This window comes from Roseburia sp. MSJ-14, assembly GCF_018918225.1.
Lineage (GTDB): Bacteria > Bacillota > Clostridia > Lachnospirales > Lachnospiraceae > Petralouisia.
Genome location: NZ_JAHLQD010000008.1, coordinates 646,649 through 672,683 on the forward strand (window position 1 = coordinate 646,649; position 26,035 = coordinate 672,683).

General features: G+C 37.9%; 29 protein-coding genes. 4 read left to right on the forward strand and 25 right to left on the reverse strand.

All coding sequences use genetic code 11. From position 1 onward, the window contains the following. Nucleotides 1–43 precede the first annotated feature (43 nt). The 4 genes from KQI83_RS05545 to KQI83_RS05560 all read left to right on the forward strand — a co-directional run bounded on the left by KQI83_RS05545 (nucleotide 44) and on the right by KQI83_RS05560 (nucleotide 3,141). Nucleotides 44–1,132, forward strand: coding sequence for a pyridoxal phosphate-dependent aminotransferase (locus tag KQI83_RS05545; protein ID WP_216555300.1), 1,089 nt, complete (start codon nucleotides 44–46; stop codon nucleotides 1,130–1,132). Between the two features lie 94 nt (nucleotides 1,133–1,226). Then, nucleotides 1,227–1,598 carry a GntR family transcriptional regulator gene (locus KQI83_RS05550; RefSeq protein ID WP_216555303.1) on the forward strand — a complete coding sequence of 124 codons (372 nt, stop codon included), beginning with the start codon at nucleotides 1,227–1,229 and terminating at the stop codon, nucleotides 1,596–1,598. Further along, on the forward strand, nucleotides 1,595–2,290 hold the full coding sequence (locus tag KQI83_RS05555) for an ABC transporter ATP-binding protein (RefSeq protein WP_216555305.1): 696 nt from the start codon (nucleotides 1,595–1,597) through the stop codon (nucleotides 2,288–2,290). The genes KQI83_RS05550 and KQI83_RS05555 overlap by 4 nt, the downstream gene beginning before the upstream one ends. Then, the gene (locus KQI83_RS05560) at nucleotides 2,284–3,141 is read left to right on the forward strand and encodes a hypothetical protein (RefSeq protein WP_216555307.1); all 858 of its coding nucleotides are present in this window, start codon (nucleotides 2,284–2,286) and stop codon (nucleotides 3,139–3,141) included. The genes KQI83_RS05555 and KQI83_RS05560 overlap by 7 nt, the downstream gene beginning before the upstream one ends. A 95-nt stretch (nucleotides 3,142–3,236) precedes the next feature. Here the strand turns inward: KQI83_RS05560 and KQI83_RS05565 are convergent, their stop codons facing one another. The 25 genes from KQI83_RS05565 to alaS all read right to left on the reverse strand — a co-directional run bounded on the left by KQI83_RS05565 (nucleotide 3,237) and on the right by alaS (nucleotide 26,020). Then, nucleotides 3,237–4,829 (reverse strand): peptide chain release factor 3, encoded by a 1,593-nt coding sequence (locus KQI83_RS05565; RefSeq protein WP_216555309.1) that lies wholly within the window; start codon nucleotides 4,827–4,829, stop codon nucleotides 3,237–3,239. 46 nt (nucleotides 4,830–4,875) lie between these two features. After that, complete coding sequence (gene pepF, locus KQI83_RS05570; protein ID WP_216555311.1) at nucleotides 4,876–6,681, reverse strand: oligoendopeptidase F; 1,806 nt, start codon at nucleotides 6,679–6,681, stop codon at nucleotides 4,876–4,878. A gap of 147 nt (nucleotides 6,682–6,828) precedes the next feature. Then, nucleotides 6,829–7,239 carry an ATP synthase F1 subunit epsilon gene (atpC, locus tag KQI83_RS05575; RefSeq protein ID WP_216555313.1) on the reverse strand — a complete coding sequence of 137 codons (411 nt, stop codon included), beginning with the start codon at nucleotides 7,237–7,239 and terminating at the stop codon, nucleotides 6,829–6,831. Between the two features lie 10 nt (nucleotides 7,240–7,249). Continuing rightward, entirely contained in the window at nucleotides 7,250–8,653 is a 1,404-nt protein-coding gene (atpD, locus tag KQI83_RS05580; RefSeq protein WP_216555315.1) for a F0F1 ATP synthase subunit beta, read from the reverse strand. 13 nt (nucleotides 8,654–8,666) lie between these two features. Next, a complete protein-coding gene (atpG, locus tag KQI83_RS05585) occupies nucleotides 8,667–9,572 on the reverse strand; it encodes an ATP synthase F1 subunit gamma (protein WP_216555318.1) in 906 nt (301 codons plus the stop codon). 15 nt (nucleotides 9,573–9,587) lie between these two features. Then, entirely contained in the window at nucleotides 9,588–11,099 is a 1,512-nt protein-coding gene (atpA, locus tag KQI83_RS05590) for a F0F1 ATP synthase subunit alpha (protein ID WP_216555320.1), read from the reverse strand. Nucleotides 11,100–11,104: 5 nt separating this feature from the next. Beyond that, complete coding sequence (gene atpH, locus KQI83_RS05595; protein ID WP_216555322.1) at nucleotides 11,105–11,608, reverse strand: ATP synthase F1 subunit delta; 504 nt, start codon at nucleotides 11,606–11,608, stop codon at nucleotides 11,105–11,107. Then, nucleotides 11,589–12,038, reverse strand: coding sequence for a F0F1 ATP synthase subunit B (gene atpF, locus KQI83_RS05600; protein ID WP_216555324.1), 450 nt, complete (start codon nucleotides 12,036–12,038; stop codon nucleotides 11,589–11,591). Before atpF ends, atpH begins: the two co-directional genes overlap by 20 nt. Before the next feature lie 33 nt (nucleotides 12,039–12,071). Beyond that, on the reverse strand, nucleotides 12,072–12,296 hold the full coding sequence (gene atpE / locus KQI83_RS05605) for an ATP synthase F0 subunit C (RefSeq protein ID WP_075719054.1): 225 nt from the start codon (nucleotides 12,294–12,296) through the stop codon (nucleotides 12,072–12,074). A 21-nt stretch (nucleotides 12,297–12,317) separates the two neighbouring features. Beyond that, nucleotides 12,318–13,007 (reverse strand): F0F1 ATP synthase subunit A, encoded by a 690-nt coding sequence (locus tag KQI83_RS05610; RefSeq protein WP_216555441.1) that lies wholly within the window; start codon nucleotides 13,005–13,007, stop codon nucleotides 12,318–12,320. Nucleotides 13,008–13,421: 414 nt separating this feature from the next. Next, nucleotides 13,422–14,579, reverse strand: coding sequence for a phosphopentomutase (locus KQI83_RS05615; protein WP_216555326.1), 1,158 nt, complete (start codon nucleotides 14,577–14,579; stop codon nucleotides 13,422–13,424). Nucleotides 14,580–14,690: 111 nt separating this feature from the next. Then, complete coding sequence (locus KQI83_RS05620) at nucleotides 14,691–15,002, reverse strand: Dabb family protein (RefSeq protein ID WP_216555329.1); 312 nt, start codon at nucleotides 15,000–15,002, stop codon at nucleotides 14,691–14,693. Nucleotides 15,003–15,014: 12 nt separating this feature from the next. Next, nucleotides 15,015–16,343, reverse strand: coding sequence for an MATE family efflux transporter (locus tag KQI83_RS05625; RefSeq protein WP_216555331.1), 1,329 nt, complete (start codon nucleotides 16,341–16,343; stop codon nucleotides 15,015–15,017). Nucleotides 16,344–16,358: 15 nt separating this feature from the next. Next, entirely contained in the window at nucleotides 16,359–17,297 is a 939-nt protein-coding gene (locus KQI83_RS05630; protein WP_216555333.1) for a GTP-binding protein, read from the reverse strand. Nucleotides 17,298–17,315: 18 nt separating this feature from the next. Then, nucleotides 17,316–17,522, reverse strand: coding sequence for a hypothetical protein (locus tag KQI83_RS05635; RefSeq protein WP_216555335.1), 207 nt, complete (start codon nucleotides 17,520–17,522; stop codon nucleotides 17,316–17,318). A 193-nt stretch (nucleotides 17,523–17,715) separates the two neighbouring features. Next, on the reverse strand, nucleotides 17,716–18,471 hold the full coding sequence (locus KQI83_RS05640; protein WP_216555337.1) for a SpoIIIAH-like family protein: 756 nt from the start codon (nucleotides 18,469–18,471) through the stop codon (nucleotides 17,716–17,718). Nucleotides 18,472–18,483: 12 nt separating this feature from the next. Next, on the reverse strand, nucleotides 18,484–19,044 hold the full coding sequence (locus KQI83_RS05645) for a stage III sporulation protein AG (RefSeq protein ID WP_216555340.1): 561 nt from the start codon (nucleotides 19,042–19,044) through the stop codon (nucleotides 18,484–18,486). 10 nt (nucleotides 19,045–19,054) lie between these two features. Continuing rightward, entirely contained in the window at nucleotides 19,055–19,600 is a 546-nt protein-coding gene (locus tag KQI83_RS05650) for a stage III sporulation protein AF (protein WP_216555342.1), read from the reverse strand. A gap of 47 nt (nucleotides 19,601–19,647) precedes the next feature. Then, the gene (locus tag KQI83_RS05655) at nucleotides 19,648–20,811 is read right to left on the reverse strand and encodes a stage III sporulation protein AE (protein ID WP_216555343.1); all 1,164 of its coding nucleotides are present in this window, start codon (nucleotides 20,809–20,811) and stop codon (nucleotides 19,648–19,650) included. Then, entirely contained in the window at nucleotides 20,808–21,194 is a 387-nt protein-coding gene (locus KQI83_RS05660) for a SpoIIIAC/SpoIIIAD family protein (protein WP_216555344.1), read from the reverse strand. The genes KQI83_RS05655 and KQI83_RS05660 overlap by 4 nt, the downstream gene beginning before the upstream one ends. Nucleotides 21,195–21,209: 15 nt before the next feature. Continuing rightward, complete coding sequence (gene spoIIIAC, locus KQI83_RS05665) at nucleotides 21,210–21,404, reverse strand: stage III sporulation protein AC (protein ID WP_075719038.1); 195 nt, start codon at nucleotides 21,402–21,404, stop codon at nucleotides 21,210–21,212. A gap of 13 nt (nucleotides 21,405–21,417) precedes the next feature. Next, entirely contained in the window at nucleotides 21,418–21,933 is a 516-nt protein-coding gene (locus KQI83_RS05670) for a stage III sporulation protein AB (protein WP_216555345.1), read from the reverse strand. Beyond that, nucleotides 21,927–22,865 carry a stage III sporulation protein AA gene (gene spoIIIAA / locus KQI83_RS05675; protein ID WP_216555346.1) on the reverse strand — a complete coding sequence of 313 codons (939 nt, stop codon included), beginning with the start codon at nucleotides 22,863–22,865 and terminating at the stop codon, nucleotides 21,927–21,929. The genes KQI83_RS05670 and spoIIIAA overlap by 7 nt, the downstream gene beginning before the upstream one ends. A 190-nt stretch (nucleotides 22,866–23,055) precedes the next feature. Next, nucleotides 23,056–23,232 carry a 30S ribosomal protein S21 gene (gene rpsU / locus KQI83_RS05680; protein ID WP_004054229.1) on the reverse strand — a complete coding sequence of 59 codons (177 nt, stop codon included), beginning with the start codon at nucleotides 23,230–23,232 and terminating at the stop codon, nucleotides 23,056–23,058. A gap of 133 nt (nucleotides 23,233–23,365) precedes the next feature. Beyond that, nucleotides 23,366–26,020: an alanine--tRNA ligase gene (alaS, locus tag KQI83_RS05685; RefSeq protein ID WP_330622312.1), complete on the reverse strand. Its 2,655-nt coding sequence runs from the start codon at nucleotides 26,018–26,020 to the stop codon at nucleotides 23,366–23,368. Nucleotides 26,021–26,035: the final 15 nt, after the last annotated feature.

Genomic DNA, 26,035 nt, shown 5'->3' on the forward strand with positions numbered 1-26,035 from the left:
CGATTTCCACGAAGGTGTAAATGAAAAGTTTGGAGGCATAAACATGTTACAACATAAAGATCATTTCCATGGCAGCGACCTGGAAAAAATAGAACAAATCTATGGTATTAAAAAGGAAGAAATTACAAGTTTCAGTGCAAACGTAAACCCACTTGGAGTTTCCCCTCTTTTAAAAACAACGCTTGCTAATCATATTGATGCTATTACCACATATCCTGACCGAGAGTATACTTCTCTTCGAAAGTGTATTGCAGATTACGTCAATACTGATTACGAAAACATTATTATGGGAAATGGTTCCACTGAACTGATTTCTCTCTTCATTCAGATTGAACACCCGAAAAAGGCTTTGATACTTGGTCCTACCTATTCTGAGTATGAACGCGAAATTTCTCTGGGAGGCGGCACTTGTCTCTACTACCCATTGAAGGAAGAACAGGGCTTTTGTCTGGATGTTACACACTTTACTTCTCAGTTAAATGAAAACATTGACTTATTGGTTATCTGTAATCCAAATAACCCAACTTCTACTGCCATTACCCAAAAGGATATGCGTACGATTTTAGACATCTGTAAGCAATACGACATTTTTGTCATGGTGGATGAAACCTATGTGGAATTTGCAGATAATTATGATGAAATTGATTCCATTCCGTTGACTGCTTTTTATAATAATATTGTAATCCTGCGAGGAACTTCTAAGTTTTTTGCAGCACCGGGACTGCGCCTTGGCTATGCCATCACCGGTAACCGGGATTTAATCAAGGCAATCAATACACGAAAAAATCCATGGACCATTAACTCACTTGCTGTAATTGCCGGAGAAATCATGTTCAAAGACACCGATTATATTCAAAAAACACGTCAGCTGATTTCTTCCGAACGTGCCAGAATGTATGATGCTTTTTCTAAGGATTCCAGATTTAAGGTATACAAGCCCAGTGGCAATTTTATGTTAGTACGTCTTATGGACGATACTCTTACTTCCGAACTTTTATTTGACCGTGCAATTCGTGAAAAAATGATGATTCGTGACTGTTCTACTTTCCCGTTTCTGGACAATAAATACATCCGTTTCTGTTTCATGAATCCGGAAATGAACGATAAACTTTTAGAATGCTTAATGCGATAACTTGAGAAACACGAAAAATCCTTGACTTTTTTGCCAAAAGCATTTAATGTATTACTCAGATAGTACAATAATACATTGAAAACGAGGTGATATTATGCCATGGAACTTAGATTCCGATAGACCAATTTTTATACAGATTATTGAAAAAATTCAAATGGATATTATTTCCGGTGTATACAAGCCCGGGGATAAGCTTCCCTCTGTGCGGGAGCTTGCAGCTGAGGCTTCTGTAAACCCAAACACCATGCAAAAGGCACTTTCCGAATTAGAACGGACAGGTCTTGTTTATTCCCAGCGAACCAGTGGACGATTTATTACGGAGGATACAAAGATGATTGATGATATAAAGTCAGAAATGGCACGGGAAATTATTTCTCAATTTCTTGAAAATATGCAAAAATTAGGTTTCCAGAAAGACGAAACCGTATCTCTTATGAAACAAACAATTGAGGGGGATGCAAAATGACTTTATTAGAATGTAAAAATTTGAGCAAACAATATGGACGCTACCCTGCCCTTTCCAATATCAATCTGCAAATTGATGGTGGACACATTATCGGTCTGCTTGGACCAAACGGAAGCGGAAAAACAACTTTCATAAAATTAATTGCCGGTCTTCTTACTCCTTCTTCCGGTGAAATCTATCTTAAGGAAGAACCGATTGGAATCGAAAGTAAAAAAATGATTTCTTATTTGCCGGACCATACCTACTTAAATGACTGGATGAAGGTAAAGGAAATCATTGGTTTCTTTGCTGATTTCTATGAAGATTTTGAAACCGAACGTGCTTATGACATGCTGGCTAAGTTGAATATTGATCCAAATAGCAAGTTAAAAACCCTTTCCAAAGGCACCAAAGAAAAAGTACAGCTTATTTTAGTAATGAGTCGTAAGGCAGATTTATACTTATTAGATGAACCCATTGCCGGCGTAGACCCAGCAGCCCGAGATTATATTTTAAATACGATTATCTCTAATTATGACGAAAATGCTTCCATTCTCATTTCCACTCATTTGATTTCGGATATTGAGAATATCTTAGATGAAGTCATTTTTATTCAAAATGGTCAAATCCGTATGCAAACCTCGGTAGATGACATCAGAGAAAACGAGAATAAGTCCATAGATACATTATTCCGGGAGGTATTCAAATGTTAAAAAAATTAATGAAACATGAATTTGAAGCAACTCGTAGGATTTTACTTCCACTGAATCTTACCATTGTTCTTATTACCGTTGTAGGTTGTCTTATTCTATGTACCGATATTTTGCAACGTGATACCTCACTGCCATTAGTGATTTTATTGATTATTTTATATGCACTCTCAATGATTGTACTTACACTTGCAGCCTATATTTATTCAATGGTTCGATTTTACAAAAATTTGTTTACCTCAGAAGGGTATTTAATGTTTACTCTTCCGGTTACACACACACAACTTTTAAACTCCAAATTAATTGTGGCATTTCTCTGGAATTGTTTTAATGTATTACTTACCGTAGGTTCTATCTTTGCTATAAGTTTTTCCAGTAGTTATTACGCAATTGCACATGCTGATTCTGCCAATGAAAAAAGCGCATTTCTTTCCGGTTTTGTTTCCGCCTTGTCCGACGGTGCCCAAACCACTGCTTCTTTCCAGGATATATTTGGATATGGACCATTACAACTTCTGGGGATATGTTGTCTGTCACTTATTGTTGGCAGCTTCTTTTCATTAACTATGGGATACCTTGCTATTGCACTGGGTCAGTTGATGGAACGTCATAAATTAGCATCTTCTATTGGATTTTATATTGCATTTTACATAGTTACACAAATACTTTCCAGTATTCTTATGATTGTGATTAACCTTAACACTTTGCTGGGAACAGAATTGGATTCTTTGACACTTACCCGAAGAATATACAGTTCTTTTCTCCCTGCAACCTGTATATTTAACTTAATTCTTGGTGTTATATTCTATCTTATTACGCGGTTGATTATACGCAGGAAAGTAAACCTTGAGTAATAAACAACATACAAAAAGGATGATAACTGAACGATTATCAGTTATCATCCTTTTATATCTTTTTTATCCTTTATATCTCATTTTTAGATATATCTCTAGTCTCTTCCGAACTCAGATAATTCCAGTCCTTCGTTTCTATCTAAGGTCATTCCCACACTCCAACTATTGATAAACAACAGTAATGGATTTCCCTTTAAGTCCTGAATTTTCTTCATATCAGAGGTTCCTATTAGCTTATCCATATCAATTTCTTTATTCTCAATCCAGCGAATATGCTCATATGGCAGTTTTTCTAAGCGAATTTCTACATTGTATTCATTCTCCAGACGATACTTCAATACATCAAACTGAAGTTCTCCTACCACACCTACGATAATCTCTTCCATACCGGTATTATATTCCTGGAATATCTGAATCGCACCTTCCTGTGCAATCTGGCTGATACCTTTTACGAACTGCTTACGCTTCATGGTATCTAACTGACGTACTCTTGCAAAATGTTCCGGTGCAAATGTAGGAATTCCTTCAAATGCAAACTTTTCATTGGCATTGGTAATCGTGTCACCAATAGAGAAAATACCGGGATCAAACACACCAATAATATCACCTGCATATGCTTCTTCTACAATCTTACGCTCCTGTGCCATCATCTGCTGTGGCTGAGATAAACGTATCTTTTTATTTCCACCCTGAATATGGGTTACTTCCATTCCTGCTTCAAACTTTCCGGAACATATCCGCATAAATGCGATACGGTCACGATGCGCCTTATTCATATTTGCCTGAATCTTAAATACAAATGCAGAGAAATCTTCAGAAAACGGATCAATTTCTCCAATATCAGCTTTTCTCGGCAACGGTGAAGATGTCATCTGTAAGAAATGCTGCAAGAATGTCTCTACACCAAAATTTGTCAAAGCAGAACCGAAAAACACCGGAGATAATTCTCCCTTTGATACTAATTCCATATCAAATTCAGCACTTGCTCCATCCAAAAGCTCAATTTCTTCTAAAAGCTGTGCTTTTTGGTCTTCACCTACGAATTCTCCCAATGCCGGATCATCAATATCAAAGTCACGTTCTGTTCCTTCTTTTGTTCCCTTTAAGGTATCTTCGAAGATTTTTACTTTTCTTGTATTACGATCATACACACCTTTAAAATTCTTTCCGGAGCCAATTGGCCAGTTAATTGGACAAGTTGCTATTCCCAGCTCTTTTTCAATCTCGTCTAACAAATCAAAGGTATCATTAGCATCTCTATCCATCTTATTGATAAATGTAAAAATTGGAATATGACGCATAACACATACCTTAAATAACTTTCTGGTCTGTGCCTCTACACCCTTAGAACCATCAATTACCATGACGGCAGAATCTGCTGCCATCAAGGTACGATAGGTATCCTCTGAGAAATCCTGATGTCCCGGAGTATCCAAAATATTGATACAGTATCCGCCATAATTAAACTGCAATACAGAGGAGGTGACAGAAATACCTCTCTCCTTTTCTATTTCCATCCAGTCAGATACCGCATGTCTTGCTGTGGCTTTTCCTTTTACAGAACCGGCTAAATTAATAGCTCCTCCATATAACAAAAACTTTTCTGTTAAAGTTGTTTTTCCCGCATCCGGATGAGAAATAATCGCAAACGTTCTACGCTTTTCTATTTCTTTTTGTAAATCTGCCAAAAAAATGTCCTCTCTTTCTATTCCCTTATCACTGTTCTTTCCCTACTTATGCATACATTTCATCCAGTTCTTTTATTAATTCACCGAATGTCTTAAGTGCTTCGCTAATTGGTTTCTTTGTTGTCATATCCACACCTGCACCTTTTAATAACTCAATTGGGGACTTTGTACAACCACCACTTAAGAATTCCAGGTATTTATCTACTGCCGGTTTTCCTTCTTCTAAAATCTTCTTGCTGAGTGCCATAGATGCGGAAAAACTGGTCGCATACTGATATACATAGAAATTGTAATAAAAATGTGGGATTCTTGCCCATTCAATTGCAATTTCATCATCCACTACGATATCATTTCCGTAATATTTTACATTTAAGTCATAATATACTTTTTTCAAAGCTTCTGCTGTGAGTGCTTCCCCACGCTCTACCATTTCATGAGTACGAAGTTCAAATTCTGCAAACATCGTCTGACGATACAAGGTTGTACGGAACTGCTCTAAGAAATGGTTGATTAAGTATGCTTTTTTCTTCTTGTCGTTTGTACGTTTTAACAAATAATCCATTAACAATGCTTCGTTACAGGTAGATGCTACCTCTGCCACAAATATTTTATACTCACTATCAAAAATATTATTATTCTTGGAAGAATAATAGGAATGAAGCGCATGCCCCATTTCATGTGCCAAGGTAAATTCAGAATCTAAGTTATACTGATAATTCATCAATACATATGGATGTACTCCGTAGTTTCCGGCAGAATAAGCTCCGCTTCTCTTTCCTTCGTTTTCATATTTATCAATCCAACGATTTTCAAATCCACGTTTTAATACGCTTACATAATCATCACCAAGTACCTGTAATGCTTCTGCGATTTCCTTCTGAGCCATTGGATAAGTGATTTCTTCCTCTTCCTGCTCTACCATTGGTGTATATAAGTCGTACATGTGAAGTTCTTCTACACCTAATAATTTCTTTCTCAGCTTCATATACTGATGCATATAGTCCATGTTTTCATTTACAGCTTCAATTAAGTTGTAATATACTTCCTTTGGCACATTGTTTGCATCTACTGCTGCTTCCATAGAAGCGCTGTATTTTCTTGCTTTTGCATAGAAAAAGTTAGCCTTTGCTTTTCCTTCATATAAGGATGCAAATGTATTCTTGTACTGTTCATATCTTGCATAATATGCCTGGAATGTCTCACGGCGAACACGCACGTCCTTGCTCTCTAACATTGGAACAAATCTTCCGCTGCTTACCTTCACCATTTCCCCATTTTCATCTTTTACTGTTGGATTTTCAAAATCTGCATTTTCCAATAAGCTATATACTTTATCTACTGCACTTCCCATGTCGTTAGATGCTGCTAACAAAGCTTCTGCCTCTGAAGATAACATATGTGGTTTTAATCTTCTTAAATCCTCAATGCTTACTCTATATTCTTCTAACTCCGGTACTTCTTTAAAATACTGATTTATCTTTGCATCATCCATTGCTACAATATAACTTCCAATCGTAGCAGTTACTTCTGCTAATTTATAGTACAGATTTTCTGCTTTACCTCTTAATGCCTGATAATGAGTATTTGAAGTATCTACATCTGCATTTCTTTCAGAATAATTTAATACCTTATCTAAAATCAGCATAACTTCTTCTAAATTCTTATAATACTCTAACAGATGTGCACCACTCTCATTTAAGTACTTTTCATCATACTTGGTAAGTTCTTCCTTCAGTTTCTTTTCTACACTATCTGCATCTGCTAAAAATGCTTCCTCTGTTGCATAAATATCTTCTACTGCCCAGGTATCTTCTACTGCTACCTGTTCTCTTTTTAATAATTCTTTTGCCATTATAATTCTCCTCTATCCTCTTCCTATCTTCTAGGAACACTATTTATCATTATAATTTCCTTATGGAAAAATTGCAATCCCTTTCACTATTATATAATAAAAAAACTACTGCAATAAGTGATTTCACTTAATTACAGTAGTTTTTTCTTACTGATTATACTTGCTGGTTGCCTTCAATCTTGACATTGCTCTTGCAAGAGATGCCTGGGAATGATGGAACTCTTGTATACTCTGTTTCTGACGCATCTGCTCCATAGCTCGTTCCTGAGCTTCTTTTGCTCTTCGTGCATCAATTTCTTCCGGTCTTTCTGCCGTTTCTACTAACAGTGTGACACGGTTATTGATAATCTGTACAAATCCCATACCTACAATACCAATATGTACGGTACCATCTTCTGCTGTTACACGAATCTCACCTTCGTTTACTGCGATTACCATATCTTCATGGTGTGGAAGTATTCCTTTTTCACCATCAATGGCAGGTACAATCAATGACTGGCATTTTCCTTGGAAAAAAGTATGGTCTGCCGCAATCACTTTTAAAAAAAATGTATTCATGAAACCACTCCTATTCTCCGGCGGATTCTTTCATACGCTCTGCCTTTTCTTTTACTTCGTCAATGGTTCCTACATTGAAAAATGCATTTTCCGGATACTCATCCATTTCACCATCCAAAATGGCTTTAAATCCACGGATTGTCTCCTGTACCGGTACATATTTTCCTGAAATTCCGGTAAAGTTCTCTGCAACACTAAATGGCTGTGATAAGAACTTCTGTACCTTTCTTGCACGATATACTGTAAGTTTATCTTCTTCTGATAATTCTTCCATACCGAGAATTGCGATAATATCCTGTAATTCTTTGTATTTCTGTAATACTTCCTGTACTCTTCTGGCTGTCTGGTAATGTTCTTCACCTACTACATCAGCCTCCAAAATACGGGAGTTTGACTCCAATGGGTCAACTGCCGGATAAATACCCTGTTCTACAATCTTTCTGGATAATACGGTAGTTGCATCCAAATGTGCGAATGTAGTTGCAGGTGCCGGGTCAGTTAAGTCATCGGCTGGTACATATACTGCCTGTACAGAGGTAACAGAACCATTCTTCGTAGATGCGATACGTTCCTGTAACTCACCCATTTCTGTTGCCAGTGTTGGCTGATATCCTACTGCGGAAGGCATACGTCCTAACAATGCAGATACTTCAGAACCTGCCTGTGTAAAACGGAAAATATTATCAATAAACAATAACACGTTCTGATGTTTTTCATCACGGAAATATTCTGCCATAGTAAGTCCGGTTTCTGCCACACGCATACGAGCTCCAGGTGGCTCATTCATCTGTCCAAACACTAATGCTGTTTTCTCTAATACACCTGATTCGCTCATTTCAGACCACAAATCATTACCTTCACGGGAACGCTCTCCAACTCCGGTAAAGATAGAATATCCACCATGTTCTGTAGCTATATTGTGAATCAACTCCTGAATCAATACGGTTTTACCTACTCCGGCACCACCGAACAAACCGATTTTACCACCTTTTGCATATGGAGCTAAAAGGTCAATAACCTTAATTCCTGTTTCTAACATTTCAACAACCGGACTCTGCTCCTCAAAAGTAGGTGGATCTCTATGGATAACCCAGTGTGGCTCCTGTTCCAGAGACTCTCCCTTATCCAATGTATCACCTAATACGTTAAATAAACGTCCTAATGTCTTTTCTCCAACCGGAACTTTGATACCGCTTCCTGTTGCAGTTACTACCATATCTTTATGCAGTCCTTCGCTGGAAGCCAACATAATACAACGTACGGTATTATTTCCAATATGTTGTGCCACTTCCATGACGCAACGTTTTCCATCGTTGTCTACTTCCAATGCATCTTTGATTTCCGGAAGTTCACAATTTTCAAACTCTACGTCAACTACAGGTCCCATGACCTGGACAATTCTGCCCTGTTCCATGTATCTGACCTCCTTACTTTCCACCTTGTTCTTTCTTTTTCTTCTGAGCTTTAGCTCCGGCAATTACCTCTGTAATTTCCTGTGTAATTGCTGCCTGCCTTGCTCGGTTATACAATATATCCAATTCCTTTAACATGTCTTTCGCGCTATCCGTAGCCGCCTGCATTGCCATCATTCTTGAATTCTGCTCACTAGAATAAGATTCTACCAATGCACCATATATAAATCCTACAATATAGTCCGGTACAATTCGATTCATTACCGCTTCCGGTGTAGGTAATAACGCTAATTCTTCCATTTTAACGCCAATTGGTATTGACTGGCTACTAAAATCCGCCTTCTTTAACGGAAGAAGCTGTAATACTTCTGCCTCAGCCTGAACTGCATTTACCATTCTGGTATAAATAATATACACTTCATCTAATTTTTCCTGACTATACCATTCTAATACCGTCTCTGCAATATTTCTTGCACGGTTTAATGTTGGATTCTGTACGGTATAATGAAACTGCTCTTCAATGGGAAATTTTTTATGTTCAAAGTATTGTCTTCCTAATTCTCCTAATACAAACAATACCGGATTATCACTTTGCTGCAAATGCTCTTCTGCCACTTTTAATACGTTATGGTTATAAGCACCTGCCATTCCCTTATCGGCAGTAACAACAACATATCCTGTATGCCGCTCACTTTGACTTTTATTTTCACGTTGGTCAAAATAAATGCTTTTTATGTCCGGAATATGTCTCAGAATACGGCTCATGGTTGATTGCAGTGTGTAAAAGTACGGCTCTGTATCTTCCAAACTCTTTTTTGATTTTTTCAATTTGGAAGAGGAAATCATATACATGGCATTGGTAATCTTCATCGTATCCTGAATACTCTTCATTCGGCTCTGGATTTCCTTTGTATTAGCCATTTTTCCTCACCATCCTTACATTACTGCTGTCTGCACATATTCCTTTGCAGCTGCTACAATCTTGTCTGCTGTCTCATCATTAAGCACTTTTTGCTCTTCGATTTCTTTTACCAATTCCGGATGTGCATCTGCCATATGTGCTAACAGATTCATCTGTGCTTCTTTTACTTTCGGTACCGGAACCTTATCGAAAACTCCGTTATTGGCTGCACAAAGTGTAATTACCTGCTCCGGCATACTCATTGGATGACACAATGGCTGCTTTAATAATTCCATCAAAACATTTCCGTGTGCTAACTGTTCCTTTGTACTTTCGTCCAAATCAGAACTAAACTGTGTAAACACTTCCATTTCACGGAACTGTGCCAAATCGATACGGATACTTCCGGTTGCCTTTTTCATTGCCTTTGTCTGCGCTGCTCCACCAACACGAGATACGGAAAGTCCTACGTTTACCGCCGGTCTCATACCGGAGAAGAACAAATCACTCTCTAAGAAAATCTGTCCATCTGTGATAGAAATTACATTTGTTGGAATATATGCAGATAAGTCTCCTGCCTGTGTTTCAATGATTGGTAATGCGGTAATAGAACCTCCGCCTAATTCATCACTCAAACGACTGGAACGCTCTAACAATCTGGAATGAAGATAGAATACATCTCCCGGATATGCCTCACGTCCCGGGGAACGCTCTAATAACAGAGATAATGCACGGTATGCTACTGCATGTTTTGATAAATCATCATATACAATTAATACATCTTTTCCCTTATACATAAAGTACTCTGCTAACGCAGTACCTGCATATGGTGCAATATACTGTAGTGATGCCGGATCACTTGCTGTTGATGATAATACAATTGTATAATCCATTGCATCATGCTGCTGTAATGTGGATACTAATTTTGCAACACTGGAAGCCTTCTGACCGATAGCTACATATACACAAATAACATCTTTTCCCTTTTGGTTCAAAATGGTATCTGTTGCAATTGCAGTCTTACCTGTCTGTCTATCTCCAATGATTAATTCACGCTGTCCGCGTCCGATTGGGAACATGGAATCAATTGCAAGAATTCCTGTTTCCATTGGTGTATTTACGGATTTACGATCAAGAATTCCAGGAGCATCTTCTTCGATTGGACGATAGTCCTCTGCCTTGATTTCTCCTTTTCCGTCAATCGGTTCTCCAAGAGCGTTAATAATTCTTCCTACATAGGCATCACCTACCGGAATACCTGCTTTTTTCTTTGTTCGAACAACTTTTGTTCCTTCTTTAATTCCGGTATCTTTTCCGAACAGAATACATCCGATTTCATTTCTTCTGATATCCTGTACCATACCTTTTAATCCATTCTCAAAAACGACGATTTCACCATATACAGCATGATCGATTCCGTATACAGTTGCAATTCCGTCACCTACCCAGATAACTTCACCTGTTTCCTGACCTTCTTTTTCCCAGTCATAGTGCTCGATTTCGCTTTTTAAAATGGAAATAATATCTGATGCGCTGATTGCACTCACCGCTTTCACCTCCCGGTTAATTTTAATTCCAACTGATGCAGACGTCCTTCGTAGCTATTATCATATTCCATATTTCCAGCTACGATTTTGGTTCCACCCATCAGTTTTTTCTCAATATCGTAGGATAATTGATAAGTCATATCCGGATATTGTTTCTGTAAAAACTTTTCAATTTCCTGTTTCTTTTCATCACCCAGAGGCTTTGCTGAATATATTTCAGCCTTTAAAATATGATGAATACGTCTGTATTCTATCTCATATGCCTCACAGATATTTGCAAGCTGATCTGCCCGGTCATAATCACATAAAAGTTTTACAAAGGATCTCGTCTCTTCCGGGAAAATCCGGTCTGCCACACGACGTTTTTCTTCCTTTGGGACAACCGGGGCTTCTAACACTTCACATACAGCCGGAACTGCTTCGATAATTGCTTTTATCGTCTGCATACTCTCTCTGCTGATATTTAATTCATGAAGTGCCTTCGCATAATTAATAGCTGTCTGTGTCATGGGCATCACCTGCTTCTATAATTTTTCTTGCAGCTAATACCGCAAGTTTGGCAATCTCTTCTTTTGCTTCCTGCTGTGCCTGCTCTTGCTCTGACAAAATGGCAGCCTTGGCTTTTTCTATCATCTGCTCTGACTCAGCTCTGGTCTTCTCTAAAATGCCTGTTCTTTCCTGTTCTGCCAATTCTCTTGCATTATGAACAATATTCTGTGCTTCTTCTTTTGCCACAGAAAGTTTTTCTTCATAATCAGCCTTCAGTTCTTCTGCTTCCTGCTGACTCTTTCTTGCTTCTTCCATGTTAGCTGCAATCATTTCTTTTCGCTTCTCTAGCACTGCCAGTACAGGCTTAAATAAAAACTTCTTCATTAACAGGTACAATACCAGTACGTTGATTACCGTAAACAGCAGATTCCAAACGTCTAAACTTAACATGTTACCGCCGCCTTTCTTATTGTTTTCCTGTTATTATTTTAAGAACATGATAATAAGTAATGCGATAACGAAACCGTAAATAGCGGTTGCTTCTGCAAGTGCACATCCTAATAATAATGCTTTACTAATCTTACCTTCTGCTTCTGGCTGTCTTGCAATAGCATCTGTTGCTTTAGCGGTTGCAACACCGATTCCGATTCCTGCTCCGATTCCTGTTAAAACTGCGATTCCTGCTCCAATAGCGATAATTGTATTCATAGTAATACACTCCTTTTCTTCTTATTCTTCAATAGCTTCTTTAATAAATAATGATGTAAGGAATACAAACACATATGCTTGTATTAAACCGTCAAAAATATCAAAATAGCAGCTGAACGCCACTGGTACCACAACTGGTACTAATAACTTTATCAGTTCCATAACTACGAATGCACCTAATACATTTCCGAATAGTCGCATACATAATGACAATGGTCTGATAAATACTTCCAGAATATTAATAGGAAGAATAATTGGTACTGGCTCTGCAAAACTCTTAAGCCATCCCTTCATCCCCTTCTTGCGTACGCCGGCAATTTCAATTAAAACAATACTCATAATTGCCAGTGCAGCGGTAATATTCAAGTCCTTGGTGGGAGGTTTGAACCCGATTAATCCTATCAGATTCGAAATTCCTATGTAGATAGCAACAGCACTTAAATATGGAATATATTCCTTTCCAAGTCCTCCCATGGTGTCTTCAAAGAATCCGTAGATTCCTTCCACGGCTGTTTCTACAATCAGCTGCCTTCGTCCCGGTTGTTCCACTCGCAGATTTCTGGTGAGTAAAAAGGCGGCAACAGTAAGTCCTGCCATAATAAACCAGGTAACTACCACTGCTTCAGATACGGGAATTCCACCAAATAGGGGGATGGTAAAAACTGTCTCGCAGTTTAACTCCTCCAATAGTGATTCTACGAAAGCATCCATTCTATTCACTTCCTTTCCACCTGCCGGCAGTTCTGACGGTTGACGGTATCCGTGCAAACTCACACTGCCACAGTAATTTCTTTATCTAATTTAATCCCATGTTAAAATAATGTCAATCTTTGTTTTGAGCCTCAAAGTTTACCAAAATACCCCATTTTTTTTGTGAATCACTGACACTGTTTCTTTATTATTTTTTTACTTTTTTGTAACAATTGTATATTGCTTTTTTTACTTTTTATGACCTTTTACTAAATTTCTGTTTTTTTAGGAAATTTCTCTTCAAAAAAAAAATTTTTTTGAAAGAATTGCCTATAATTTTTTCCCATTCTATTGCTAATAAACTGCTAAGTTTTTTTCATTAAAAAAAGGAATTACTGTAAAATCACAAAATCTTACAATAATTCCTCTTTTTTTCTAAAATTTAAGAAGAGTTTCCCCTGAAATTTTCTTTTTTATGCCAAAATATTCTAATATTGTTGCACCAATATCGGAAAAAGTCCGCCGTGTTCCAAAATTACCACCTGCCGGAATGTTCTTTCCGTACATCACTAATGGAGTATATTCTCTGGAATGGTCGGTGGATGGTGTGGATGGGTCGCATCCATGGTCTGCCGTAATCATGAGGATATCTTCTTCTCGCATTTTACCAAGAATTTCAGGTAACCGTTCATCAAAATACGTTAGTGCCTTTGCATATCCCTCCACATCGTTACGATGTCCGTAAAGCATATCATAATCTACCAGATTTACAAAACAAAGTCCTTCAAAATCTCTGTCCATATAGTCAAGTGTCTTATCAATGCCATCCGGATTTCCTGTAGTTCTCACATAATCTGTAATACTTTTTCCTGCAAAAATATCAAATATTTTTCCAACACCCAATACTTCATATCCAGCATCTTTTATCTGATCCAGCATGGTTACTTTGGGAGGAACTAGCGAAAAGTCATGACGTCTTACCGTTCGCACGAAAGCTCCCGGTTTTCCCTCGAAGGGACGAGCTATTACTCTTCCTACTCCATTTTTTCCTACCAGCATATCTCTGGCTATCTGGCAATATTCGTATAATTTTTCTACCGGTACAATATCTTCATGGGCTGCCACCTGAAATACGGAGTCTGCCGAAGTATATACAATTAAATCTCCGGTTTTCATATGTTGTTCTCCGTAATCTTTGATAACCTCTGTTCCGGAATATGGTTTATTGCATAGCACCCCACGTCCTGTTTTTCGAGAAAATTCCTCAATAATTTCTTTAGGAAATCCTTCCGGATAGGTAGGCAACGGAGATTCCGAAATAATACCTGCAATCTCCCAGTGTCCAATCGTAGTGTCTTTTCCCATAGACTGTTCTGTCATTCTGGCAAAAGCCCCCGTAGGATATTCTTCCTTTGCTCCAATTTCTACTCCATCAATATTAAATAGCCCCAATTTTCTCATATTAGGCATAGAAAAATATTGACTGGTAGAAGCTGCCTTCAAAGTATTGCTTCCCTCATCTCCAAATGCTGCTGCATCTGGCATTTCTCCGATTCCAACACTGTCTAATACAATTAAAAAAACCCTTTTCATAGCACAGCACCTCCTGTATTTACTTACTTTCAGCATAATATCTTTTTATTTTCTATGCAAGCCTTTTCCTTTATTTATTCCCACTTTATATTTTTAATATTGCTTCTCTTTTTATTTCTCTTTCTCTGTCTTTAAATCTCCGCAAAGTCGGTCTGTTACAATATCCTTGCATCGTTCACGATGTGCCACATGTAACGGATGGTTTTGAAATGTCTTTAATGCAGCCTCATTCTGAAGTTCTGCATAAAATACCAGATCATATTCCCCGCCTGCAATATTGTTTCCGATTTCCGCGTGCAACAATCCATCAATTTTTCCTTCCATTGTTGCCACTGAATTCTGCAAAAATTCAAGTGCTTCTTTTTCTTTCTGTTCCCCTTTTACCTTTTCTGTATACTTCCAAAATAAAATATGTCGAATCATACTATATCTCCTTTATTTTTTGTCCTTCTTAACTATATAATATACCATTCCGATTATGTCGGCAAGCAACCAGCCAATGGGAACAGACACCCAGATTCCCACTACTCCTATGGTCGGTATTGCCGATAGCAAATATGCCAATAACACTCTTGTTCCCAATGATACAATGGTAATTACTACCGACATCGCCGGGCGATTTACCGCCCGATAATAACCATATAACAGAAATAACACTCCGATTCCTATGTAACAGGCACCTTCTATTCTCAGATATTGTACTCCGACTTCTACAATGGCTTTCTCCTCCGGTGCGATAAAAATATGCATTAGTGGTTTTGCAAAACCTACCACCAAACAACTGATGATGATACAAAAAACGGCTGATGTTATAACTGCGCTGCGAATGCCTTTTCGAATCCTTTCTTTTTGATTTGCTCCATAGTTTTGCGCAACATAAGTAGAAAAAGCATTTCCAAAATCCTGCACCGGCATATAAGCAAAAGAATCGATTTTTACTGCTGCAGCAAACGCAGCCATAACTACAGTTCCAAAACTATTCACAAGTCCCTGCACCATTAAAATCCCAAAATTCATAATGGACTGCTGCACACTGGTTAGCACTGAAAGATTTAATATCTCCAACAGATTTTCTTTTTTCCAATGCATATCAGTTTTCTTTGGTATCAACTGTGGAAATTTTTTAACCATATACATTAGTATTCCAATTCCAGCAATAAACTGTGACAAAACAGTTGCACTTGCTGCTCCTGCAACACCCCAATGAAATACCATAACAAATGCCATATCCAAAATCACATTTAAAATGGAGGATACTGCCAAAAAGACCAGTGGTATCACTGAATTTCCTATCGCACGAAGTACGTTTGCAAAATAATTATAAAGAAATGTTGCTATTATTCCCATAAATATAATGATAAGATACTTTTTCATTAATGGCTGAATATCCGTGGGCACCTGAAGTATCCAAAGTATAACATCCATGCCAATGTATACAAGAATGTTTAGAATCACTGAAATTCCTGCAATGGATACAAAAGACATGAAGATACTTTGCCGCATTTTATCATATTCTCCACTTCCATACTGCATAGAGATTGCTGCACCACTTCCCATACAAAGTCCTAATATGATAGATGTCAAAAACATCATCAATGTATAAGAGGAACCCACTGCCGCTAATGCATCTGCTCCTAAATACCGTCCCACAACCCAGGTATCTGCGATATTATACATTTGTTGCAATAAGTTTCCACACATGAGCGGAAGTGCAAACAACAGAATATTAACGGTGATAGGACCCTTTGTTAAATTTCGTTGCATTCTTCTCTGCCCCTCTTATTCCTGCTTTAAATAACTTTTAATTTTATCTTCCTGCAATTTTTCACCAATTACAATCAATACCTCTTGTCCTACTTCAATGGGCTGCATAGTAATTTCATTATGCGTTGCATTCAGTTGTAACCACTTATCTTCTGCATTTTTTACAAAGCCTTTTACACGGAAAACAGAACCACATTCAGGATCATCCATTATTTTCTTTACAATCTCTTGAATGTTATCTTCCGTCACGTTTTCATTCATAAAATACAACGAATCAAAACCTTTTTGTTCCTCCATATCCATTTTCCGATAATTTTCCATTACATACCCGCAGTTCAATAATTCTTCAAAATCCGCTTGTGAAAGATTTGGCAAACTTTTACACAAAATTTCTTTTTCTAATCTTCTTTTGCATTGTATCTGTTCCAATGCTTTGTTTAAATGCTGTATGGTATGACTCTTTTGTTCTTCTGTGGCTTCATCTGCGTGACTTAAGATAATACGTCCGGCATATGCAGCTTCCGATGCCAAAAGGTAATTTGCTTCCTCTGACATCTCTTCTTCCAATTTTGCATCTACAATGGTAATTACGTTACCAATCTCATACCATTGATCCAATGGTTCATCACGAAGTACGTCAAAAAATTCATCCATATCAAAAATGCCGGATGGCTCTACAATCACTCGGTCATATCCACACATTCCCATGGAAATCAATTTTGTACGAAAACGTCTTCTATGTGTCTCTTTGTCACATCCGCCCGAAATCATTTCTAATTCGCAATTATCTCCCATGAGATTTTGCAGTAACATCATGTCCACGTTTACTGCGCCAAAATCGTTCTCAAGAATTCCTATCTGCATTCCCTTATCTAATAAATATTGGGCATACTTTTTAATAAATGTTGTTTTCCCAGCTCCTAAAAAGCCGGTAATTAAGTCTATCTTTACCACTTTGTATCTTCCTCGCTTTTATTTTTTCTTTTTCGTATTTTCTGCGCTATCTTTTTTCTTTTGTGTTACAGCACCAAATGCAGAGCCAAAACACAAACCGATTCCAAGCCCCAATGCCAGGTTATGAAAAACTATTCCATAAGCAATCCCCATACATACTCCGATACTTAAACCTGCTATTGAATATTTTTTTATCTTTTTCTCGTTTTTTTCTGTCTTTCCCATAAACATTTTCTCCTTCTACTTTTCATTCTAATTATACCAATACCACTATTACTTCTCAACCCCGGCTTTTTTATCCCCGGCTTTTTTATCCTATGATATTACAATAGAATAAAGAGTCCGCTTATGATGACCGGACTCTTTCGTGCTTTTCTCTTGCATAACCTTCCTATCAAACATTTTATTTCTCTTTTGGTTACTCTTGTGTTACTGTACCGGATGTACCTCCCTGTATTGGTGTAATAATAATATTTTCCGGATTCACATTTGTCTTACGTTTTACAATATCCTCAATCTGTGCACGTTTTGCGTCTGTTACTTCTCCCATATTCAGAACCACATCTGCATTATCATCGGTAATACTTACCACAACATCTGTAAATCCTTTTGCCTCTAACAGCATTTCTGCCGCATTTTCCCGTTCTGAAATATCTGTAATGGCAACCATTGCATCAATGGCATTTTGCTTTTGTTCCTGTGAAATATTGGTATTATTGATTACCTCTAATAACGTAGCTTTATTCTGGGAACGCATTTGCTCACGATTTAATTTTACTTCTGCCGCAAAATTTACATTTTCCACTGTATTGCTTGTAAGTACTGCTTCTCCCGGATTTTCTACTGCCTCTTTTTCCTTTGCATTCTGAGCTGCAATGTCTTCTCCTGTCTGGATTCCTAACGGTGCTTCTTCCGTCTGGGTTTCTGCCTGTGGCTGTGCTGCCGCCTCTGTCTGCGCTGTGGTTTCTTCGCCTGCTTCTGTGTCCGTAAAGATATTATCTGCGCTAAATTCTTCGTCAGAAATCTCATATGTAGTATCACTTAAATCCGCACTTGCTTCTTTTGCAATCTTATCATCACTCTGACTTCCGGTATACTGCAAATACCCTGCTACTGCAATCATCATTGCCAGAGCTGTAATAATAATCTGATTTTTCCTGAATATGTTTTTCAAAACAACACCCTCCTAAAGATTCATCTTAACTACCTTAATTTTATGTGCTTCTACTGGAAATAATGCTAAAACTGCATCTGAAATATTTTTTATCACAACGGAATTGCCACCTCCTTCTGCTACTACCAGAATTCCTTCGATTTGTGGGGTTACTTCTTTTGAAATAAAGGGTTGCTGCCCACTTCCCTGTTGCCCTGAAAACACAGTTTCTTCCTGCGACTGATTCTCTGCCGTATTTCGTGCAGAACTCCCTTCTCCCTCTTGCGTATTCTGACTACTGGTGGTTACATCCTTTTCTACTACACTTTCTCCATTGTCTTTCAGTGTAATCATTACTTCTACCTTTCCCACACCATCTATTTTTTCTAACACTTCGGTCAATCTACGTTCTAACTTTTTTTCGTAAACTCCTTCCTGGGATTCTCCTTCTGACATAGTCTGCTGCGTGGATATTTCCTGCGTTTTTTTCTTTCCACCGTCTATTGGAATGGCAATTACCAGTAATAATATTCCCACCAATCCCCCGATTAATATTTGATTTTTTGGAATTTTCTTCCACTTTTCCCGCTTCATCCTTCCACCTCTATTCCTTTACCACAATCTCTATTGCTTCTTCATCAACCTGATAAAACTTCGCCAGTTCTTTTTGCAATTCATACACCTGTGGGTATTCTGCACCTTTTGCAAACGCCGCTTTTTGTTTGGCAGAATCCTCAGATATAAATGCGGTTTCTATATAAATATGTTTTACCAGACATTCTTCCGTAAGACTTACCTCCACCTTTTTCGCCTGTAATTCCTGCCTTTTTGCCATCTGTTCTATATCCATACAAATTGCCTTTTCATATTCCTCCTGATAAATTTTCTGTTGGGATGCCTCCAGATATGCGGTGTCCAATTTCAGATTCTCCATTTTCTGAAAAAAACCCATCTGTTCTATTTTTTCAGAAAGATTCTCACGATTTCCAAACAAGGAAAGTACCGGAGTCAGTACCAATATTGCTAATAACAGTCCCTCGAAGAATCGAACGTATTTTCGATAGCTTTCTTTTGGCAACAAATGTAGTACTGCCGTTATAAAGATGTAAAAACAAACTAAATTTTTTACCCAACCGTATACTACCTCCATATGTTGCTCCTTTCCTATTTCTGCTATGTAAATTAACGTGATATGACTCACCGAAATGTAGTAGCTGCCGTTACCATTGCTATGGTTACTAAAAACATTACAACGGTTGTTACCGTTACCCTTCCAAGCAATCTTCCTCCTTCGCCTGCACCACTAATACAACCTAACATTCGTTTATCTGCAATGGGCTGCATAACCGCAGCAACCATACGATACAAAAATGTCATTACCCATACTTTTATCACCGGTCCTGCACACAATATTAATAATATTAATATGGCTGCCACTCCTACTCCGTTTTTTATTACAATTCCACTTCCAACCATGATTTCTGTAACTGCATTAATGGAAGTTCCCAATCCCGGTATCATTCCGGCTGTTCTGGATATCAGGTTAGACTTAAAACTATCAATTACCGGCGTTAAGAGATTTTGTACCACGTTAATTCCTACAACCATGGTAAATACCAGCTTTAACAGCCATTCTATTCCCTCTTTGATAAGCTCTGTCAGTTTTGACAGCATTTCTTCCTCCGTGAGATAATTCATCATTTCTACTATTACATATATCTGTATCGCCGGAACAACTAAATTATTCATCAGCCATTCAATTGCATATATTACAAAAAAAGTAAGCTCGTAAAATGCCGTTCCGATTGTCATTTGTCCGGAAAACACCATACTTAGGGAAAAGGTGGGGACTAATAATTTTAAAAATACCAGCATGTCCTCTAACACCACCAAAACCACATCTTTTAGAACGAAAAAGGATTTTAATAACAGCACCAAAAGTAACATATATACCATGTAAAAACTGATTTCTGTTACTGCCGGATTTTCAAATATATTGGTAAAATTATAAAGAATGGAAAATACCACACACAGCAGAATCATCTGCAACAGGTCATATCGAAATGCCAAAACTTCTTCAAATATTACCGTCAAAAACTTCTTTAGCAATTCTCCTTTATCTATTTCTTCTCCATTTATAATGCTTTGTACCAATCCCTCAAATGTAATTCCGGTTCCCTTTTCTGCTAACATGCTATCTACTTCATCAAAATCTAACTGTTCTAAATATTCCTCTATGGTATCCTCTTCTGATACCGACTCTGTGAAAGCTTCTTTCCTGTCCTCTTCCATTGCATATGCCTGTATGGAATTCCCGCCTAACAATACCACCAATCCTAATCCCAGCATCCATCTTTTCACGTCAAAAATTCTCCTACGGTTTCTAATAACACCAACAACACCGGCATACTAATTGCTAATATGGATAGTTTTCCAAACATTTCTATCTGACCTGCAACTGCCTGATACCCGGCATCTTTACACAAATTTGCCGAAAACTCTGCGATATATGTAATTCCTATCATTTTGAAAAGAAGTCCTACATACCCTGCATCGATTTTTACATAGTTTTGCATCTGATTTATTACGGATAGCACAATTTCTAACTTCGTAACAATAAAATAAAAAATACACAGACAAGCTCCCATGGAAATAAATAACTCATATTCTTTTTTCTGCCCTTTTAACATAATTCCAAGCAAAGTTCCTGCAAGCCCAAGGGCTGCAATTTTTATAATGTCCATTTTGCCTCCCCGGTGCTATAATGCGAAAAGATTTTTCATAGTTTCAAATAAATCATATATGTAGGGCACAATCCAAAATAATACGATCAAAAGTCCTGCCAGACTGGTAAGAAATGCATGTTCTTCCCGCCCACTATGTTTTAATACCTGACTTAGTACGGTAACTAAAATTCCTACTGCAGCAATTTTAAAGATTAAACTGATACTCATTGTTCCTCCGTGTCTATAACAGCAGAATAATCACAAATAACCCGCACATCACACTTAATGTCTGGGCAAGTTTCTGTTTCTCTTTTAACTCCTTTTGAAACTGCTCTATCATCACTTCTGCCTGTCCAATATATAACTCCAAATTTTTCAACTGCATCTGTCCATCCAGATACCCAAAATTTTCTCCTGCTCTTTTTAATAATTCCCGTTCTTCTTTGGAAAATAAAAATCGATTTTCTTCTTGTTCTACCAGACTTCTCCAATAGTCTCCCATACTTTTTCGATTTTCTAAAAGACCTTCTGCTGCCTTCTTTAAAAATCCTGCAAAGGGCTCTTTGTTTTGAGTTGCAATGCGTACAAATGCTTCTCTAAGAGGTGTTTTTGTATAAGAAATCTCCCCTTCTAACATTAAAAACATTTCTTTCATTGCCAATAACTGTTCTAAATGTTCCTGTTGCTCCATGGATAACCGCCACCCGTAAAAGGCAGCTGCCACAAGCACAATGATTCCACCTGCAATTTTTAACATAGTTGTCTCAACGCCTCATCATATACTTCAAATTCCCGTTCCCCTTCTAAAGTTCTTTTTAAAAATACAAATCGTTCAAAAACTCCTCTTTTCAACCACTCGGATAAATATACTTTTTCTTTTAACTCATCGATACTTCCTACATGCATAGTTCCAAGGATTCTACACCCACAATGCAATACTTCCTCTACTGCCTGATAATCTTCCTGTCCTCCCAATTCATCTACTGCGATAATCTGTGGAGACATACTGCGCAGCAATAACCGCATTCCCTCTGCCTTTGGACAACAATCCAATACATCGGTGCGAATTCCCAAATCGTTTTGAGGAATTCCCTGAAAAGACGCTGCTATCTCACTTCGCTCATCTACTACTCCTACTTTTTTCCCCGCTATTTTTTCATCACCGTTTGACAAGGTTCGAATACAATCTCGTAACATTGTGGTCTTTCCAATTCCCGGTGGCGACAAAATCAATGTATTATGTATCTCTTCTCCCTTTCTCATATAGGAAAGTATCTTTTTTGCACAACCTGGTTTTTCTCGTGCAACTCGTATATTCAGACCACTGATGTTACGCATGGCTGTGATTTTTCCCTGTTCACATACGGTTTTTCCTACAATTCCAATACGATGTCCTCCCTCCATGGTAAAGAATCCTCTTCGGATTTCTTCTTCTAAGGCATACATGGAATATTGACTCATATGAGAAAGCGTTTCTCGCATATCTTCTTCCTTCCAACGATAGGCGTCTTTTCCCCGCGTTTCCAGCACATTCATTTCCACATTCCAGAAATACTCCTGGGCTTTTCCGATTATCATCACGGGCTGTCCTATCCGAAGCCTTATTTCTTCCGGTTCTATTTCCTTTTGAAAACTTTTCTTACACAAATGTTGAAGTGGTTTTGGAAATACATTGATTATTTCCTCCATAAGTTGTCCTCCTTCCCTACACCTGATTTCATATATATGAGAATTTTAGAAAGAATATTCCTGAGATTTGAAAAGAAAATTTTGTTAATGAAATGATATATCCTTAGCAGAGCGTTTTTTATGCAATAGGACGCAATTTCCTATTGCATAAAAAAGACCACCACATTCCTGTGATGGTCTTTTTACACAATTAATTATATTTACGCTTTCTAGCTGCTTCGGATTTTTTCTTACGTCTTACGCTTGGTTTTTCGTAATGTTCTCTCTTACGAATTTCCTGCTGAATCCCTGCTTTCGCACAGTTTCTTTTAAATCTGCGTAAAGCGCTATCCAAAGTTTCGTTTTCTTTAACGATTACATTTGACATAGTCTCACACCTAACCTCCCTCCAGTTGCGTATTGTGCATATTCAACTGTTTGGGTAATATTTTATTGCACTAACAATTATTTTAGCAGATATTTCCCGTAAGTCAATACCTTTCATAAAAATATTTCGGAAATTATTTTATCTGTCCTTCTAATGCTGCTTTTGCCTCAGCAATAGCGTCCGGAATACCTGCCGGATTCTTACCTCCAGCCTGTGCCATGTTTGGACGTCCACCACCGCCACCGCCGACTTTTCCTGCAATGGCTTTGATTAAGTTACCTGCATGAGCACCTTTCTTCATAGCGTCATCTGTTGCCATAGCTACCAGATTTACTTTTCCTTCTAAATCAGATGCTAATACAACAACACCCTCGCCAAGTTTTTCTTTTAACTGGTCACCCAAATCACGCAGTCCATTCATATCTACACCAGATACACTTGCAGCAAGAAGTTTTACACCATTTACTTCTACAACCTGATTCATAACATCACCAAGTGCATCTTTTGCAACCTTGCTCTTTAAGGATTCATTTTCGCTCTGAAGTTCTTTCATTTCTGCTACTAAATGCTCTAATTTTTCTACCAATCCTGCTGGATTCGTCTTAGCAATCTTAGCTGCTTCATTTATTGTTTCTTCTAATTTGTCATAATATTCAAATACAGCCTTTGAAGTTAAAGCTTCAATACGTCTTACACCTGCTGCTACACCGGACTCAGAAATAATCTTAAATGCTCCGATACTTCCTGTATTTGCCACATGAGTACCACCACAAAGTTCTATGGAGAAATCACCCATTTTTACAACACGTACCTTATCTCCGTATTTTTCACCAAACAGTGCCATTGCTCCTGTTTTCTTCGCTTCCTCTAAGGACATAACCTCTGTAACAACCGGAATAGCCTCTGCAATCTTGGCATTTACAATCTTTTCTACCTGTGCAATTTCTTCTGGAGTCATTGCTGCAAAATGTGAAAAGTCGAAACGCAATCTGTCTTCGTTTACATCAGAACCATGCTGTTCTACATGACTTCCCAATACTTCACGAAGAGCACGCTGAAGTAAATGTGTTGCACTGTGGTTTCTTCCAATCAAAGCACGTTTTTCTGCATCTACGGAAAGTTCTACGCTATCTCCTACTTTAAACATTCCCTTAGTTACAGTTCCAACATGTCCGATTCTTCCACCACGCAAATGAATGGTATCTTCTACCTTAAATTCGCTTTCTCCGGCACGAATCACACCTGTATCGGCATTCTGACCACCCATGGTAGCATAGAATGGTGTCTCATCTACAATAATGGTTCCCTTATCTCCGTCAGATAAAGCCTCTGTCAACTCTGTTTCAGTTGTAAGTACACTGATTTTAGAAGTATGTGTTAATCTATCATAGCCTACAAACTCGGAAGTGATTGCTGTATCGATTTCATCGTAAACAGTTGCATCTGCTCCCATGTAGTTGGTTTCTTTTCTTGCACTTCTTGCTTTATTTCTCTGCTCGTCCATGCACTTTTGGAAACCTTCTTCATCAATGGTAAATCCTTGTTCTTCTAAGATTTCCTGTGTTAAATCCATAGGGAATCCATAAGTATCATAGAGCTTAAATGCATTTTCTCCTGACAGCACTTTTGCTCCTGTCTTTTTCAATTCTTCCTGCATTTCAGAGAGAATGGAAAGTCCCTGATCAATGGTCTTGTCAAACTTTTCTTCTTCCTGAGATAATACCTTGAAAATAAACTCTTTCTTTTCTTCTAACTCTGGATATCCGTCCTTACTTTCTGCGATAACTGTTGCACTTAAGTCTGCTAAGAATTTACCATTAATGCCCAATAATCTTCCGTGACGTGCTGCACGACGAATCAAACGACGCAGTACATATCCTCTTCCTTCATTGGATGGCATAATTCCGTCAGAAATCATAAAGGTAGTAGAACGAATATGATCTGTAATCAAACGAATGGAAACATCATCCATTGCGTCTACCTGATAAGCCTTGCCACTGATTGCACAGACTTTATCACGAATTGCCTTCATCGTATCAATATCAAAAACAGAACCAACATCCTGTACTACTACTGCAAGACGTTCCAATCCCATACCGGTATCAATATTTTTATTTGCAAGTTCTTCATAATGTCCATGACCATCACCATTAAACTGAGTAAATACGTTATTCCAAACTTCCATGAAACGGTCACATTCACAACCAACTTTACAATCCGGACTACCACAGCCGTATTTTTCTCCACGGTCATAATAAATCTCGGAACATGGACCACAAGGACCTGCACCATGCTCCCAGAAGTTATCACACTCTCCGTTTTCATCACGATAAAAACGTGTAATCTTCTCAGCTGGCACTCCGATTTCCTTTGTCCAGATTTCAAATGCTTCTTCGTCTTCTCCATAAATAGATGGATATAAACGTTCCGGCTCCATACCTACCACTTTGGTAAGGAACTCCCAAGACCATGCAATTGCCTCATGCTTAAAATAATCTCCAAAGGAAAAGTTTCCAAGCATTTCAAAGAAGGTAAGATGTCTTGCTGTCTTTCCTACATTTTCAATATCTCCGGTTCTGATACACTTCTGACATGTAGTTACACGTCTCTTTGGTGGTATCTCCTGACCTGTAAAATATGGCTTTAAAGGTGCCATTCCTGCATTAATTAATAACAAACTGTTATCATTATGCGGTACAAGTGAAAAACTTTTCATTGCGAGATGATCTTTGCTTTCAAAAAATTCCAGATACATTCTACGCAATTCATTTACTCCATATTTTTTCACAACAAATTCCTCCAA